Origin of the sequence: Paenibacillus stellifer (assembly GCF_000758685.1) — a bacterium.
GTDB lineage: Bacteria > Bacillota > Bacilli > Paenibacillales > Paenibacillaceae > Paenibacillus_AQ > Paenibacillus_AQ stellifer.
Map to the genome: position 1 here is coordinate 1,675,226 of NZ_CP009286.1, position 17,078 is coordinate 1,692,303.

Below are 17,078 nucleotides of genomic sequence, written 5' to 3' on the forward strand. Positions count from 1 at the left end.
CACACCCTAAATTACATTGATTTATCGAACTTTATAACAGGGACTACAAGAGGAAAATTAACAAAATCAGCACTAAATAGAATTGAGATCTTATTACCAAGTTTTAAGGAACAAGAGTATATCGCTAATATATTAGATAAGGCTCAATACTTGGTTGATAAACGCAAACAAGCTATAGCTAAACTTAATGAATTGGTTCAAGCTGTGTTTATGGATATGTTTGGGAATCCGGTGACGAACCCTATGGGATGGGAAGTACAAAAATTAAAGAGTTTATCGACAAAGATCTTAAGTGGCAATACTCCGAAAGGTGGAAGTCAAGTATATGTCGATAAGGGTATTATTTTTTTTAGAAGCCAGAATATCTGGAAAAATAGAATTGAGCTAGATGATGTTGCTTATATCGATGAACAGACACATTGGAAGATGAGTCAGACCAGTGTAAAAAACAGGGACATATTAATAACAAAAACTGGTCGTATTAATACAGAGAATAGCAGTCTGGGGCGAGCGGCCCTATTTTTAGGTGAGGATGATAGCGCAAATATAAATGGACATGTATATTTAGTAAGGCTGAAAAAAGGATTTATACATGAATTTGTTCTTTATATCCTGATTACGGATGAGTATAGGGATTATATAAGGGAAGTGTGTGTTGGAGGAATAGACAAAAGGCAAATTAACAAGGAGCATTTGGAGGAGTTTCCCATTATAATGCCTCCGATTGATCTCCAGCAACGCTTCGCCGACTACGTGCGCCAAATCGATAAGCTGAAGTCCAAGATGCAGCAAGAATTGAAGGACCTAGAATCCAACTTCCAAGCACTGCTTCAAAAAGCTTTTAAGGGCGAATTGAAAGTGAAGGACGGTGTAGCGGTCTAGATGAGCGATGTACAGTTATCAAATTTTATGTTTCTCAGTGCAAATAAAACATATGCCAGCTTTGTAGGTGCATGTGTAGAGGCGGAGAAAGCACTGGTTGTCAGTCCGGCGACCAGTGCTATCCTGTGCCGACGGGCTTTGGAACTTGCTGTAAAATGGCTGTTTACCTATGATAGCGACTTGAAGGTTCCCTATCAAGATAATCTGTCTAGCTTGATTCACGATGTAACTTTTCTCCGCGTAATCGATCAATCCATGTTACCTCAGCTGAAATATATCACGAAGCTAGGCAATGCCGCTGTACATTCGAATGCGACGATCAGTCGCGGCGAAGCAATTCTGTCACTTCGTAACCTGCATAACTTCATCTGCTGGATCGATTATTGCTATTCGGTCGAGTATACCGCGAGAAGTTTTGATGAGCAACTCTTATTGGAAGAGAACAAGCACCAAGAGAAAGTAAGACCTCAGGAACTCCAGGATTTATACGACCGTTTAGGTTCAAAGGACCGTAAGCTGGAAGATCTGATTAAAGAAAACGAAGAGCTTCGGAAGCTTCTGACAGAACGCAAAGCACAGAATACTCAGGAGTATGACTTTGCGCCGGATCAAATCAGTGAATATGAGACCCGCAAACGGTATATTGATCTCGAACTAAAGCTTGCAGGATGGATATTCCGGCAAAATGTATTGGAAGAGTTTGAAGTCCAAGGTATGCCAAACGGACAAGGGATCGGTTATGCCGACTATGTGTTATTCGGTGAGAACGGGAAGCCCCTTGCCGTTGTGGAAGCGAAACGGACAAGTTCTGATCCCAATATAGGCAAGCAGCAAGCGAAGCTTTATGCGGATGGTTTGGAGCAACGGTACGGACAGCGTCCGGTCATTTATTATACGAACGGTTTTATAACGAACTTCTGGGATGATCTACACTATGCCAGTCGGCAAGTATCCGGTTTCGCCAGTCAGGATGAGCTGCAGCTGCTCGTAACCAGGCGCTCGATCCGCAGGCCGCTGCAGGATGTACAAATCAACAACTCCATTGTAAATCGTCCTTATCAGCATGAAGCAGTCCTCTCGGTTTGTGATGCATTAAACAAAGGACAGAGGACCTCTTTACTTGTCATGGCGACAGGCAGTGGCAAAACCCGCACCGCGAGTGCCATAGTTGATGTGCTTAGCCGATATAACTGGGTGAAGAATGTGTTGTTTCTTACTGATCGTACAACGCTGGTTCGTCAAGCCAAAAACAGCTTCAGTCAATATTTGCCCGATATGACACTGTGCAACTTGCTGGATAGCAAAGACAATCCGGAAACGGCGAGAATTGTTTTCTCTACTTACCCGACGATGATGAACGCAATCGACGAGGCCAAGCGAAAGGACGGCAAAAAGCTGTTTACGGTTGGTCATTTTGACTTGATTATCATTGATGAATCGCATCGAAGCGTCTATAAGAAATATAAGGCCATATTCGATTACTTTGATGCCATCCTTTTAGGTTTGACAGCAACTCCTAAAGACGAAGTGGACAAAAATACATACGACGTGTTCCGTCTGGAAAATGGCGTTCCGACTTTTGCCTATGAACTGGAGCAAGCAGTCAAGGAAGGACACTTGGTGGATTACCGTACCGTGGAAACAACGACCAAGATTATGGACGATGGCATCCGCTACGATGATCTGTCCGATGAGGAAAAAGAGCAATACGAAGAAGTGCTGCTGGAGGATGAAGAAGAGGAACCGCGGGATATTGACAGTGCAGCGATCAATGAGTGGTTGTTCAATCAGGATACGATAGACCGGGTGTTGCAGTTAGTTATGGAGCGGGGGCTGAAGGTTGAAGGCGGAGACAAGCTGGGCAAGACCATCATTTTTGCCAAAAACCATCGGCACGCGGTTGCAATCGTAGAGCGATTCGATAGCCTGTATCCGACATTGAAGGGGCATTTTGCACGGGTCATTGATATCAAAACGAATTATTATCAATCCTTGATTGATGACTTTTCCATATGGAGCAAGCTTCCTCAAATTGCTGTTTCTGTAGATATGCTGGATACGGGCGTAGACATCCCTGAGGTTGTCAATTTGGTATTTTTCAAGAAAGTACGCTCGAAGTCAAAGTTTTGGCAGATGGTTGGTTGTGGGACACGATTATGTAAAGATCTTCATGGTATTGGTGAGGACAAAAAGGAATTCTTGATCTTTGATTTCTGCCGGAACTTTGAGTTTTTTCGGGCAAATCCAAAAGGGAAGGATACCAATATTGCCGAGACTTTATCGGAGAAATTATTTAATGTTCGTACCCAGATTGTACGTGAACTTCAGCAACTGCGTTATCAAGAACCGGAGTATATCGCACATCGTACGGACTTGGTGAATCGGCTGAAGGATAGCGTGAGTGCATTAAATGAGGAGCATTTTCGCATCAGGCAGCATATCCAATATGTCCATAAGTACAAAAATGATGCTGCATGGCTTTCCCTAACCGATACCGATATGGGAGATTTGAAAGAGTATATAGCTCCTCTTGTCGTTTCTTTAGACAATGACGAATTAGCAAAACGGTTTGACTATATGATGCTGATCATCGAATTGGCTAAGCTTCAGGGAACACAATCGGTAAAACCTATTCGCAAAGTCATGGAGACGGCAGAAAGACTCGCCAAGTTGGGTACGATTCCTCAAATCGTCGCTCAGCGAGAAGTAATAGAGAAGGTCCTAGCGGTAGAATTCTGGGAAGAAGCGGACATCTTCGAATTGGAGAAAGTACGTGAAGCTTTAAGGGATCTTATTAAGTTCCTGGAACGGGAAACGCAGCAGATTTACTATACGAATTTCAAAGATGAATGGCTTGCTGTAGAGGAGAGCCGCGGCTTTTATAATACCAATGACCTGCAAAATTATCGCAAGAAAGTTAGCCAATATTTGCAAACCAATAAGGATCAACTAGCAATCTATAAACTGCGCAACAACAAGCCGATCACCAAACAGGATCTGGAGACACTCGAACATATACTGTGGGGAGAACTCGGAACCAAAGAGGATTATGAACGGGAATATAAAGATTTACCGGTAACTAAGCTTGTGCGAACGGTCGTGGGGCTTGATCAGGAAGCTGCGAATGAAGCATTTGTGGTATTCTTGCAAGAAAACCGATTGAATGTCAATCAACTTCGGTTTGTAAAGCTGATTATCGATTATGTAGTTAAAAACGGTATTATTGAAAAATCCGTACTCCAAGAGGAGCCGTTCCGTTCGGTTGGCAGTATAACGGAACTGTTCAGTAATAATCTGGACGATGCACGAGCAATTATTGGTGTTATTGATACGATTAATAAGAACGCTGAGGTTGTTGGGGCTTAGTTTTACTGATTCAAGACACTACTAATTTAATTATTTGCATCTGGGCGTAACTAAAATGGACATCTATTTTAGTTACGCCTTTTTTAATTAACGGTTAAGGGGTGAAAAAGTAATGATTAAAGAAATTTCCATTAAGAAGATAGCGACTTATAATAATACAGGTGTTGTCTTTAGTGGTTTAAAGAAAATTAATTTTTTTTACGGTTCCAATGGAAGTGGGAAAACTACATTGTCGAATGCTATGAAAAATATTGAGAACTTCACGGATTGTAATATTGATTGGGCATCACAGCCATTAAAAACATTGGTATATAACCAGAAATTTGTGGAGGAAAATTTCCATCAGGATTCGAACATCAAGGGTATATTCACATTAGGTAAGGAGTCAACTGAAATAAAAAATGAAATTACTGAAAAGAAGAGGCTTGTTGATAAATTTGACGAAGAGATTCGAAGAATGCGCACTAACTTGTCCAATAAAGAAGAGGAATATAACGCGAATGAAAATGAATTTATAGATGATTGCTGGGAATTAAAAAGAAAATATGATAATGAGTTTTTACAAGCTTTTTCAGGAGTCAGAAATAATAAAATAAACTTTATGAATAAATGTAAACAGTCGCATTCACTTGAAGTTCAGTTATGTGATTTAGAGGATTTACGTGTTCGTTCAAATAAATTATTTAATGGAAGTTTAGTGAAAATCCAAACGCTTCAATCGATAAAAAATGATGAACTGAACGCTGCTTGTTCAAGCGAGATATTCCAAAAACAAATTGTTGGTAAGCAGGAGGTCGATATTGCTGCTCTTATTTCTAGACTGGCTTTAAGCGATTGGGTAAAAAAAGGATATGACCATGTACATAATTCAGAAGGAATGTGCCCTTTTTGTCAACAGTCATTGCCGGATGGTTTCTTGAATAAATTGGAGGAGTACTTTAATGAAACCTATGAAAATGAAAAGAAAGAATTAGAAAACTGTGTTGAACTATACATGGAATCCTATAATAATCTTAGTACTTCGATCCAGGATCTAATGGAAAAAGAGATACCATATATCGATAAGGAGAGAATAAATCAACAGTTAGAAATAATCAGATCGAAAAACGAAATCAATCTAGAATTAATTGAACAAAAACAAAAAGAACCAAGTAAGAAAATTGCATTAGTTCCTGTTAACGAAATTGTAAAAAGTATCAATTTAGAAGTTGAGAGAGTTAATCAGGAGATCCAAGCACATAACAGGTTGGTTGACAACCGTGTCCAGGAAGAACAATTATTAAAGGATCAAATATGGAGATTCATAGCAAATGAAAATCTGCATAATCACGAAAAGTATGTACGGAAAGAATTTAGTATTAAGAATGCAATAACCGGGATAAAGGATGGTATCACATCAAAAACAACTGAGAAAAATCGATTAATTTCCGAAATTGAAGGCTTAGAAGCACAAATCACTAGTGTAATTCCTTCCGTAAATGAAATGAACCGTCTGTTAAAGGCATACAATTTTACAAATTTTAAATTTGCACATACTCAAAATCAGGGTAACTATCGCTTAATACGATCCACTGGAGAAGATGTTAATCAGACTTTAAGTGAAGGAGAAAAGACATTCGTAACTTTCCTATATTTTATGCACTTGTTGAATGGGAGCAATAACAGGGATCTTATTACAGAGAATAAAGTAGTTGTAATTGATGATCCAATTTCTAGCTTAGATAGCAATGTACTATTTATCGTTAGCAATCTCATTTTGAAACTTATTGATGATATCAGGAACAATAGAAACAATGTCGTTCAATTATTTGTTTTAACCCATAATGTTTACTTTCATAAGGAAGTAACCTTTCATAAAAAGCGCTCAAAAGGCGGAAAATTAAACGATGAAACCTTCTGGATTATAAGAAAAGTTAATAATGTTACAGATGCTCAGTCCTATGATACAAATCCAATAAAAACTTCATATGAGTTAATGTGGCAAGAACTTAGATCCGCAACACAGAGCAGTTCTTCAACAACGGTACAAAACTTGATCCGTAGAATTATAGAAAATTATTTTAAATTATTTGGAAATATTAGTGAAGATGATATTCTGAATAAATTCGAAGAAGAGGAAAAGGTATTATGTAAATCGCTTTTATCCTGGGCAAATGATGGGTCCCATTTTGCAAGCGATGATATATATATTGAACATCCGCTAGATACAAATGCAAGGTACCTTAATATATTCGAGAAGATATTCAAGGTTACAAACCATCATGCACATTACAAAATGATGATGGGTATTGAGGAAGCGAATGAGATTCCTCAAGCGCAGGTATCATGATCGATTCAGTCTTTCTCGTAAAAAAATATTCAATGATACTTACCCAAACAAAGCGATTATTTTTGGCTTTGTTTGGGTTTTTTCGTATTTTCACAGGACTTAATGCCTATATTGTCGAATTATCAATAAAGGGATTTTATTCCACAGGAACGTATATTCGATGACAACCTATTGTCTAATCATTATGTTTTAATTTAATCAGCAGATATTAACGATGGAGGGATCAGGTATGGCATTTCTGAAATGCTCGGAATGCACCAATATGCTAAAGGCAATTCAAATTTCCAATAAAATCAGCCAAGTTGGGGAGCAACGATTACTTGAATATTCGCCAACCGGGATTAAATGCTCAGACTGGACTCCCGTAATCGAAAACCTCCGAGGATTCGCAGAAGGAATTTATTGTCCGTCTTGCTTTGCTATCGTTCCTCTAGAGAAAGAAGAATTTGTACTAAGTGAGGATAACCGAATTCCTGGCGTCGTAAGTCATGAATTTTCATCAGAAGATGTACTGGATAAGCTGAAGAAGTTGGCCAAGGAAGAGGCCGCTGAGATTTATGTACATACACTTCCTGCCAAAGAGGCAACTTTTGCAAATATTCCTGAATCTACACCGGAGCCCATTAAGGACGCCTTATATCGAATGGGAATTAAGCAGTTATATTCACACCAAGCAGAAACGGCCGATGCAGTCCATTCTGGTTCTAATGTTGTCTTGGTCACTTCAACGTCATCCGGAAAGACGTTGTCCTATAACCTGCCGATTCTTAGTCGTTTATATAACCATCCCGAAGAACGTGCGTTATACATATTTCCAACCAAAGCGTTAGCAAATGATCAGTTGGATCAAATTAGGCGTTTTGGCTTACAACAGGCGGAGAATCCTTCTTCCCTGGATGAGTGGTTTGAGACCCAGTTGCATTTGGGAGATCGTCTGATTCATATTGGTCGGCTGGATGGGGATACCGAGAATGGGCCGCGGCAGCGAATCATGGAAAAAGCACAGGTATGGATGACGAATCCGGATATGATTCATTACTCCATTCTCGGGCAAGTTCAGAAGGTGAAGTATGCGACCGCGCACCACATTCGAAATTATCTGCGGAATCTCAAATTTATTGTGCTTGATGAGATGCATATGTACCGCGGCACATTCGGAAGTCATGTCGCATTAGTACTCAGACGCCTGCTTAAGGTTTGCCGTGAGCTTGGTAATGCACACAAAATCCAGATTATCACGAGCTCAGCAACGATTGAGAACCCTGCTAGATTAGCAGAGGATCTTACGGGGCTAAGTGGCTTTACCCTCATCAATACAGATGGTTCCGCCCATCAGAAGAAGGGAATCGTCCTCTGGAATCCTGGCATGTCTGCCGACGAACAAGTCCGCCGCGCGCCTTCTACCGATGCGATAACGATGGCGAAACAAATTATGACTGTGGATCAGAAGGTGATTAAGAGCATCATTTTTCAGCCTTCTCGCAGCCAGACGATGGTATTTACCCGTTATATCAAAGACGTATTGCGCCAGCCTCTCCGACTACCTAAGGAGAAAGTGGACGGAGAGAAACTCGCGGCTTTTTATACTGGGATCCTACCGAATGATACCCGGAAACGGATTATTGAACGGCTCAAGTCCCACGATATTCATGTCATTATTACGACCAATGCCCTTGAAGTCGGGATTGATATCGGTGATCTGAGTCTCGCCGTTCTTGTTGGTTATCCCGGTTCGAAAGCAGCATTCTCCCAACAGATTGGGCGCGTAGGCCGCAAAGGTGAGGGAGTCGCTGTCTTGATCCTGCAGGACGAACCGCTTCAGCAGTATTACATGCGAAACCCACTGGAGTTTATTCACAAGGCTCCGGAAGTCGTTCGAATTAATCCAACAAATTACAAGTTGTTGGCTTTGCATATTCCCCTACTGAGAGAAGAGCTCGGGAGAGAAGTCACGAAGGAAGACTTGCAGAACATGTTCCCCGGGTTAGTTGAAGACTATATCGAGACTGTTCTCCAAGTTGCCGCATCAGCGAATCAAGAGGAAGTCGTTGATAAAAAGTTTAGCCTTCGATCCATCTCCGGGCAAAACTACAGCGTCACCATTCGGGGGCAGGATCAAACGATAGTTGACGGTTTGGATGAATGGAGTGCTCTTCGTGACTTTCATAAAGGAGCGATCTATTGGACTCCAGGAGAAAAAGGCTATCGAGTAGACTCTATCAATCGCAGAAAAGGCGAAATCATTCTATTGCCTATTCAAGAACTAACTTATTACACCCAATCTACTTATCGTGATGCCATCGACATTATGCAGACTTATCAGAAGCAAAATATCGAAGGAATCGATATGGCCTATGGTGAACTGGAGATCAAGCGGAGCGTATTCGGTTATAAAAAAGTTTACTTCGGACAGAAGCATGAATCGGAGCAGGTTCAATTGGACCATCCGTCCGTCACCCGATTTACTCCCGAAGGAATGTGGGTTACATTAACGGATTCCCAATGGAGTCACTTGAACAATACCATCCAGGAATGGGTAGATGAAGGCAGACCCGTTGATCTGTTGGCCGAAGGCTCTCTACACGCTGCAGGTCACGCTATGACTTCCGTTATTCCTGACCTCATTATTTGTGACGCGAATGACCTTACTGGTTTTTCGGCGAGCGGGATGACGGCTTTTGCGAATAGACCTGTAATCGGCTTCTATGGCGAGAACGGGTCCGGTCTCGGAACTATCGAGGCGATTTACGATAAACTCCCTCATGTGCTACGAAAAGCGCTTGAGCTTATTGAGAGCTGCCCTTGTTCTGAAGGATGTCCTAGTTGCGTGCAGCTCCCTGGTAAAGGAAATATTGAATTGTTCAAACCTGGGGCCAAAATGCTGCTGAAGATATTGATTGAAGGGATCGATTAAGAATGCCTGTAATCTGCTCTTCTTGTGGAGGCCAACGGCCATATGGAGACTTTGTCCAAATCGGTTTTAAAGCAGATCCGAAAGGTTATTACCGTAATATCCATCAACGTGCAAACGGGATTCGAATTTCGGAGTGGCGCTCAATTGAACCCGATATGGAGTCCTATATAAACAAACAAGCCGGCGTTTATTGTACGCATGATGGGTGTTTAATCTTGGACGGGATCTTGACACCGGAAGAAATGGAAATGATCTCCGACCGAAGACTTCCCGTGCAACAAGCATTCGATAGCGATATGCTCGTCCAGAACTTGCTTGAAGTCGGAACTCGTGTCCGAAGCGAAGTGCATGTGCATCAAATTGACGCCAATCAAGGCGCTTATGCTGACCAAATCCTAATGCCCAGTTGGCTGCAACGGAAGCTTCATTCTCTGGGGATCAATAAGCTGTATGAGCATCAAGGAGAAGCCATACAGAACATCCGGGAAGGACGCAATGTAGTTCTCTGCACGAAAACCGCATCGGGAAAATCATTGGCTTACAATGTTCCCATCATGGAAAAATTGGTATCTGATCCGAATGCGTGTGCGCTATATTTGGCTCCGTTCAAAGCATTGGTCGAAGATCAGTTTACCCATTTGAAAGAATGGGCCGATGATATAGGAGAGCAGGGAAATAAAATTTCGCTTAATGGATTTTCGCGATTCACTGTGAATGGAAAACAAATATCTGTTGGACTTCTTCATGGGCAACGGAACGTTCCAGAACATATGAGAAAAGATCAGGCGTCTAGCTTCGTGTTCTCTGAGGGGCGCTATTGGCTGACCAACGTTCACTATCTGCACTTAATTCTTCAAGGTGCAAGTTCACCTAAGGGGAAAGGCCCTGGGCTGTTGCGCTTTCTGCAAAATCTTCGGTTTGTTGTTATTGATGAGCTTCATCAATACTCAGGCTTGTTAGGTTCAAAGGTTTCTTTGGTCCTTCGCAGATTAAGAATGTTATGTGACAGGTTGGGGAATAAAAATGTCCAGTTTATTGCCTGCTCGGCTACCATTGCTAATCCAAAGTATCTAGCTGAAGAATTAACAGGAATGCGTGGACTGAAAGGATTTCATGAAATATCGGGTGTACAAGCACCAGTAAAGAAGAAAGCGATTTTGATGTGGAATCCTGGCTTATCAGACGATGAGCAGAAGAAAAGGGCTGTTGTTTCCGATCTCTATGAAATTCTGCGCACGATCTACAAGGATGGAAGATGGCCAAGAAGTATCATTTTCACAAGCAACCGCCAGCAAGCCCAGCTTTTAAGTCGTGAATTAAACATGATCTTGCGCAGCCATCTTCATGATCATGCCGGGCTTTCGGCAGACGAACCACATGAGTTTTTTCTGCCGTATCATGCATACCTCACGCAAGAAGTTAAAGAACGAACCATACAAAAACTTGAGCAAGGCGAGATCCTTGGAGTGGTCACCACTAGCGCCCTAGAGGTCGGAATTGATGTGAAGTGTCTGGATGTATGTATTTTGCTTGGATATCCAGGTTCTCAGGCCTCCTTCTGGCAGCAGGCTGGGCGTGTGGGGCGAAGCAGAGACGGTGTGGTGATTATGATGGTTCAGGAAGAGCCATTGCAGCAATACTTTGCCCGCAACCCTGAAGAATTCTTTACGCTTTCGCCTGAATCAGCGGCAATCAATACAACGAATCCCAAGCTATTAAAGGAGCATCTCGCATACGCAGCTCACGAACTGGGAGGAACGTTGACGAATGCTATGAATTATGTTCGCTCTTCGGCGCTTCGCAAGGTGGTTGCGGAAGCAAGCGATCAGTGGCAGCAGATTGAAGGGAAACTACACTATCAAGGAGAAACACCCCGGTATCAAACTTTGTTCACTATGGGCGATACCTATACGGTTGTAACCAAGAACGGGTGGAATGAGGACATCCTATTTCAAAGTGTGGACGGACGTTCCTTGATTCGAGATTATCATGTAGACGCCGTATTTCTGGGACCTGACAATCGTACCTTTTATAAGGTCAAGTGGGTCAATAACAGGCAACGCAAAGTGGTTGTAGAGCCAGTAAGAACGGATTACCATACTCGCGGAATTGTTCGTGATAGCATTGAAATCCATGATATAACCAATCCTTTGATAAGTGACGCGGCGATCAAATCCAATCTTGGAAACATCATCGTAAAACGAAGTACATTTGGCTACAAAAAAATCTACAATCACGGCGCAATGCCTCCCGAAACCGTGCAATTAACAAACACATATCCTGTCAGTTTTCAAACCGAGGCGTTTTGGTTGATGTGGGATCACCAAGGAAGGGATGAACTTAGAGGTCTGCTCAAGGATGTGCAGAATCGCGAATCCATTGACTTGGAGACCCTGGTTGAGGGAAGCCTTCATGCCGTTGAACATGCCATAGCATCTGCGATACCGGCTGTTGTAAGGTGTAGTATGGCTGATTTTCAGCACACCTCTTTTTATTCTGGCTCGGCCTTGTTTGGAATGCCCGGGATGTTCTTCTACGACAGCCAAGCAGGAGGCGGTTCGGGTATCGTCGAGGTTGTTGCGGAAAAGTTCGGGGTTCTCTTGGATAAAGCCCAACAGATCATTAGCAGCTGTGGTTGTTCAGACGGCTGTCCATCGTGCATTCAGTTATTTCATTGTGAAAAACAGAATGAGCCGCTGCATAAGGTTGGGGCTTTGTTGGTAATCAACCATTTACGAAAATCTTTCGGATAAAGGGAGCTTAAAGCCATCTTAGTCGCGGCACATTAACCCCAAGGAGTGAGGAATATGGATAAATTCCGGGCTTATGGCCAGTTTCTCAAAAGAGGTGAACATATATATCGTACATCCGCCCATCTTCAGTGGGGAGACTCAACGAAATCTTTAGGATGTTGTGTACTACTTAACCCGGGGTCAGCCACGTTGGAAAAAGTCGCTCCTGAAGTATACTCTCGTTTATTAGCAGATGGAAAGGCACATGGCCAAGTTATTCCTGATCCAACCATGATTCAATTGGCCACGTTATTGGAACGAATTTTTGGACAATCCCTAGAGGGGCAGTTTCAGATATATAATTTGTTCTGGCTGCAAAATACAGACGATCAAGATGCAATAGAGCAATACGTGGAACTTGTTGCAAGAGAGGAATTTCAATTCGATGAGTCATTGATTGAATTGGTCGAGCTGAAACAACATCCATGGGTTCTCCTAGGTTGGGGAGTGAAAAAGCACAAAAGACATTGGCATCCTTTTGTCCAAATTAAAGACAAATGGGTCTCATTAATTCAGACCTCGGGCGTCCCTTGCTTTGGAAAGGAGCACCCCAAACAAAAGTCAGGATATTACTACTATCATCCGTGCCCTCAGATTCCAACCCACCGGCCACAGATTATAAATGATTTGGAAGAGATATATTATCGCGATGTATGGCATTTATTTAAAAATCAACAATAGTGAGGATGAAATTCATGGCACAATTTAAAGAATGGGATACCACCGCCGTTTATCGGTATGCAGATCAATGGAAAGGGAAGAGTCTCATTGATGGCACATCATTGCTTTGGCCGTCTGAGCAAATTTGGACCACAGCGAATTTGAATGCATTTAAAGCTTGCTTTATAGAGAATGTAGATGAATCATCAGAGATCTTTGAGAACAAACTGCAAGGGCAACTGAAGGGTCAGAAGCAAGAGGTTGTTCAGCTTGCATGCGAACTCGTCTATCTCTACTTGCTGTTTCCCTCCACGATTACATTTCGAAGAAAAAAAGAACTTCTGAATACTATTGCATCATTTGCCGGACTTACATTGGACGATCAGAATGAGGCGCTGACAGCATTGGAGCCTGGCATAGGCGGACCGGGTATCGCCTACAATACAAGACGTTATTATGAAATACGTTATATAGCTATGTTCGCAGATGCGGTTCTGCAGAAACCTGAAAATGACCGGATTATGTTTTTATCCGACCATATCAAGGTACGAAATATGCTCGATACTATAAAGGAGGACACGAACCCGCTATCCCGACATATTATTTTGCACCTCCTATACCCTGATCAATATGAAAGAATGGCGAGTCAGGGTCATAAGCAACAGATTGTTGAGGCCTTCCTGGAAATTCTGGATGAAGACTCCGTGCCTGAAGATATTGATGATCGCATCCTGGCTATTAGAACAAAGCTCGAAGACATTCTTGGAGAAAAGGATCTTGATTTCTATCGAAGTCCACTCGTTGAATGTTGGGATTATAGTGACCATGATTCGGAGGTTCTACCCATTCAAGGGCTGCAAATCAAGAAGCAGATTGTTTTGTATGGACCTCCGGGAACCGGGAAAACTCATGAAGCAAAGCAATTAGCCGGACAGTTTATTCGCCAAGAGACTTTACGCCTGTGGGGAGCGGGGGAATTCTTTAAAAAGCAAGAGGATGTGAACAAGCTAGTAGAGCGGAGGATTCGCCGTGTACAATTCCATCCGGGCTATGGATACGAAGATTTTATACGGGGGATGCAGCTTGAACAGAATCGGACCGTTTATAAAAAAGGCGTGTTACTACAGGTCTTAGAGGAAATTGAAGCAGCGGAAGCCGGAATCGGTAAAGGCTTGCCTTATGTTCTCATTCTCGATGAAATGAACCGGGCGGATCTCAGCAAGGTGTTGGGAGAGTGCTTTTCCTTAATGGAGGATCGTGAAAGTGCTGTGCTGCTTGCCGGTCAGGATGGCCAACCATATGCGCTAACTGTACCTGAGAATCTATATATTATTGGAACTATGAATTTAATTGACCAATCGCTGGAACAAGTCGATTTTGCGCTTCGCCGTAGATTTCTCTGGTTTTTCCGAGGATTCGATCGTAATGATCTAGTCACTCTACTGAAGGGAAAATGGGAACGTTGGCCACAGAAGTATGGAAAACCTCGTAAATGGAACCGTGTGGAGGATGAATTTGAACTTCTAGCGGAACGTTGCGTCCAGTTGAATCATTTAATAGCTGGGCATGAACATATGGGACCGCTTTATGTCATTGGTCATACCTATTTCAGTGACGTGGTTTCATTTGCCCAGAAGTATATTTATTCACAACCGGGCGTTCAGCAAGTACTATGGAACCGGAATAAGCAAGCTCGTGGGCCTGTAACTGCTTTGTGGAATTATTCGTTGGCTCCGTTATTGGAGCAGTATTTGTCCGGGGCCGATTCATACGAAAGAAAGCAATTTATGGAACAAGCGAAAAGCACTTTCCTGTGGGGGAAGGTATGAAATCCGCACAAGGAAGAACAGAAATCATTGCAAATGACTTATCTGAGATCGGATTAATAAATGATGATGAGAAGATATGGTTGCAGAATTTGTGCCTTTATCTCGATAAAGAACTGTTCACAATTCGTCTCACTGACAAATCGGATGATGAGCCAGTAATCGAATTTCGCCATGGACGCTGGTATGCGGGAAGGTATGTTGGAGAGATCCAATATATGGGGAGAACTCTACGTATAACACCACGTTATGAAAGCTCTTTTCACCGCTGGATTAGTACTATATGGGGAGTGCGAATGATTCAGAGTAAGGGCTCCTATCGTAATGCGAATATGTGGCTGTGGGAACTAATAGCCCGAATTTGGGGTGAACAGCTTATCCGTGGAGCCAAGCATGGGTTACCGTATACTCGAATGGAAGAAACACTGAAGGCTCCATCTCTGCGCGGTCGTATGAAAGTGATGGAAACGGCTCTTGAGATAGGCAAGGGAACGAATCGACTTGCAAGTCTATCCAAGTCCAAGGTTGTTCATCCTGACATTGCGTACATACTCAGCAACGGTTATCGAAGAATTAAGAAGGAATTGGGGCATCGAAATGCACATAACTGGTTGTCCGACAGAGGAAGAGAAATCATAGGCCTTTTACTCCAATCCGAAGGATGTAGAAGCTATAAAACCATTTATAAGATTCCCAAAATTAAATACACCCCCATCCTGGAATCCTATCGCCCCGTTGTTGATTTGACTTTGAGGATTTTGCAACAAAAATCATTCGGGTTCTCTTCGAACGGGGTCCAAGAAGTAACAGGAACCCTCTTGGATATGGCTGAAATTTGGGAGCTTTATGTTTATCATCTTCTAAGAAATGCTCTAGCAGGGATAGAAGTGATCCATACTGGACGAGTTAGAGAAGCCGTTGGCAATTTGTTTGTAAACGGGAACGGGAAGAAAATAGCTTCTTTAAAGCCGGATTTTATTATACGGATGCCATCTTCGAAACAAGTGCTAGCGGTAGTCGATGCAAAATATAAGCACACTTTTGTAACGTTATCAAAACCAACGGGTTTGGAACGAAATGATTTGTACCAGATTCATGCGTATATGGATGCTTTCTCCGATCAGGGGTATTCGGCTCCGGGTATTCTGGTATATCCAGATGAAAACGATGCTGAAGTTCGGCGATATCAACAAGGGAATCCGTGGTTTTCATCTCAACTGAAAAGCAACCTTTATTTTTATGGGGTTAATGGTGAATTAGGCGAAGAGGATTCGGATAACGGGTTGACCCCATCAGAAGAGCAATTCTGCATGGGAGTTCGAGAATTGCTGGTGGGGAATTTAAGAAATGGGATGTGGGACGAGTGAATCGATTGGACATTGCTATCGAATTTGCCGCAAAGGCTCATCAAAATCAAAAGAGAAAAGGTACTGATATCCCGTATATTAGCCATCCATTTGGGGTAGCAATGATTTTGCATCATGCTAAATGTAAAGAAGATATCATTATTGCCGGCTTGCTTCATGATACATTGGAGGATACTGCCATAACTGAAGAGGAGATACGGAACCAGTTCGGAGAAGAAATTTTAAGGCTCGTTCTGGGAGCTACAGAGCCGGATAAGAACGCATCTTGGGAAGTACGAAAACATCACACCCTAGAGTATTTAAAAAGCGCCGATCTAGCTATCAGGCAGCTGTCGTGTGCGGACAAGCTGCATAATCTTCGATCCATTCGCAGAGACGTGACGCTCTTTGGGAATAAGATATGGGATAAATTTAAGCGGGGCTACGAGGAACAAAAATGGTATTATACCAGCCTTGTAGAAAGCCTTGGATATAATTCTCGGTTTTCTTTGTTGGACACGTTCCAAGATGAGGTTGAATCCTTTTTCCTCGAGTTGGAGCTATCCGACGAGAAGAAGGAAGTTCGCAGAAACAAGAAACTTTATGATGTTTTGTTTGAACTGCTTTTTGCCCCAGAAGAGAGAGTACGCCAGATAGAAACAGATTTAGCAGAAAAGAATTTACTAGAGTTAAAAAAGTCGATTTTCAGAATGATAGAAGAAAATCGTTATGGGGGAAGGGAGTGCTTGTCCAAAAAACAAGAAATGTTTCAATACTTAACTTGCCGCGGGATCGATTTTGAAGTTAATTCTGAAGGGACGGATATCCTCATGTCGGCTTGTGTGGCTATGAAGGATACTTTTCAATTATACCCTCATGAAGTTTATCATCATTTTTATCGGAGTTTAAAGAAAGGCAAATTGTAATATTGTGAACATGATTGTTCTTAGCCTAACGGATAAA

General features: G+C 42.3%; 9 protein-coding genes. All 9 read left to right on the top strand.

Translation table 11 applies throughout. The features are described 5' to 3' along the window. Nucleotides 1-15 precede the first annotated feature (15 nt). The 9 genes from PSTEL_RS07580 to PSTEL_RS26805 all read left to right on the top strand — a co-directional run bounded on the left by PSTEL_RS07580 (nt 16) and on the right by PSTEL_RS26805 (nt 17,041). Nucleotides 16-882 (top strand): restriction endonuclease subunit S, encoded by an 867-nt coding sequence (locus PSTEL_RS07580; protein ID WP_281176782.1) that lies wholly within the window; start codon nt 16-18, stop codon nt 880-882. Continuing rightward, nucleotides 883-4,248 (top strand): DEAD/DEAH box helicase family protein, encoded by a 3,366-nt coding sequence (locus tag PSTEL_RS07585; protein WP_038694508.1) that lies wholly within the window; start codon nt 883-885, stop codon nt 4,246-4,248. Between the two features lie 112 nt (nt 4,249-4,360). Continuing rightward, complete coding sequence (locus PSTEL_RS07590) at nt 4,361-6,577, top strand: AAA family ATPase (protein ID WP_052098261.1); 2,217 nt, start codon at nt 4,361-4,363, stop codon at nt 6,575-6,577. Nucleotides 6,578-6,806: 229 nt separating this feature from the next. Beyond that, on the top strand, nt 6,807-9,491 hold the full coding sequence (locus tag PSTEL_RS07595) for a DEAD/DEAH box helicase (protein WP_038694509.1): 2,685 nt from the start codon (nt 6,807-6,809) through the stop codon (nt 9,489-9,491). A 227-nt stretch (nt 9,492-9,718) separates the two neighbouring features. Further along, entirely contained in the window at nt 9,719-12,244 is a 2,526-nt protein-coding gene (locus PSTEL_RS07600) for a DEAD/DEAH box helicase (protein WP_169744547.1), read from the top strand. Nucleotides 12,245-12,298: 54 nt separating this feature from the next. Then, nucleotides 12,299-12,964 (top strand): hypothetical protein, encoded by a 666-nt coding sequence (locus tag PSTEL_RS07605; protein ID WP_038694511.1) that lies wholly within the window; start codon nt 12,299-12,301, stop codon nt 12,962-12,964. Nucleotides 12,965-12,978: 14 nt separating this feature from the next. Then, complete coding sequence (locus tag PSTEL_RS07610; RefSeq protein ID WP_038694512.1) at nt 12,979-14,772, top strand: McrB family protein; 1,794 nt, start codon at nt 12,979-12,981, stop codon at nt 14,770-14,772. After that, nucleotides 14,769-16,136, top strand: a complete 1,368-nt coding sequence (locus PSTEL_RS07615; RefSeq protein WP_038694513.1) for a 5-methylcytosine restriction system specificity protein McrC — start codon at nt 14,769-14,771, stop codon at nt 16,134-16,136. Before PSTEL_RS07610 ends, PSTEL_RS07615 begins: the two co-directional genes overlap by 4 nt. Next, nucleotides 16,133-17,041, top strand: a complete 909-nt coding sequence (locus tag PSTEL_RS26805; protein WP_084064823.1) for an HD domain-containing protein — start codon at nt 16,133-16,135, stop codon at nt 17,039-17,041. The genes PSTEL_RS07615 and PSTEL_RS26805 overlap by 4 nt, the downstream gene beginning before the upstream one ends. Nucleotides 17,042-17,078: the final 37 nt, after the last annotated feature.

What these genes read in the sequence shown, in the direction of transcription:
- PSTEL_RS07595 (WP_038694509.1), top strand. Translation starts at nt 6,807, where the DNA reads ATGGCATTTCTGAAATGCTCGGAATGCACCAATATGCTAAAGGCAATT.
- PSTEL_RS07585 (WP_038694508.1), top strand. Translation starts at nt 883, where the DNA reads ATGAGCGATGTACAGTTATCAAATTTTATGTTTCTCAGTGCAAATAAA.
- PSTEL_RS07590 (WP_052098261.1), top strand. Translation starts at nt 4,361, where the DNA reads ATGATTAAAGAAATTTCCATTAAGAAGATAGCGACTTATAATAATACA.
- PSTEL_RS07605 (WP_038694511.1), top strand. Translation starts at nt 12,299, where the DNA reads ATGGATAAATTCCGGGCTTATGGCCAGTTTCTCAAAAGAGGTGAACAT.
- PSTEL_RS07610 (WP_038694512.1), top strand. Translation starts at nt 12,979, where the DNA reads ATGGCACAATTTAAAGAATGGGATACCACCGCCGTTTATCGGTATGCA.
- PSTEL_RS07615 (WP_038694513.1), top strand. Translation starts at nt 14,769, where the DNA reads ATGAAATCCGCACAAGGAAGAACAGAAATCATTGCAAATGACTTATCT.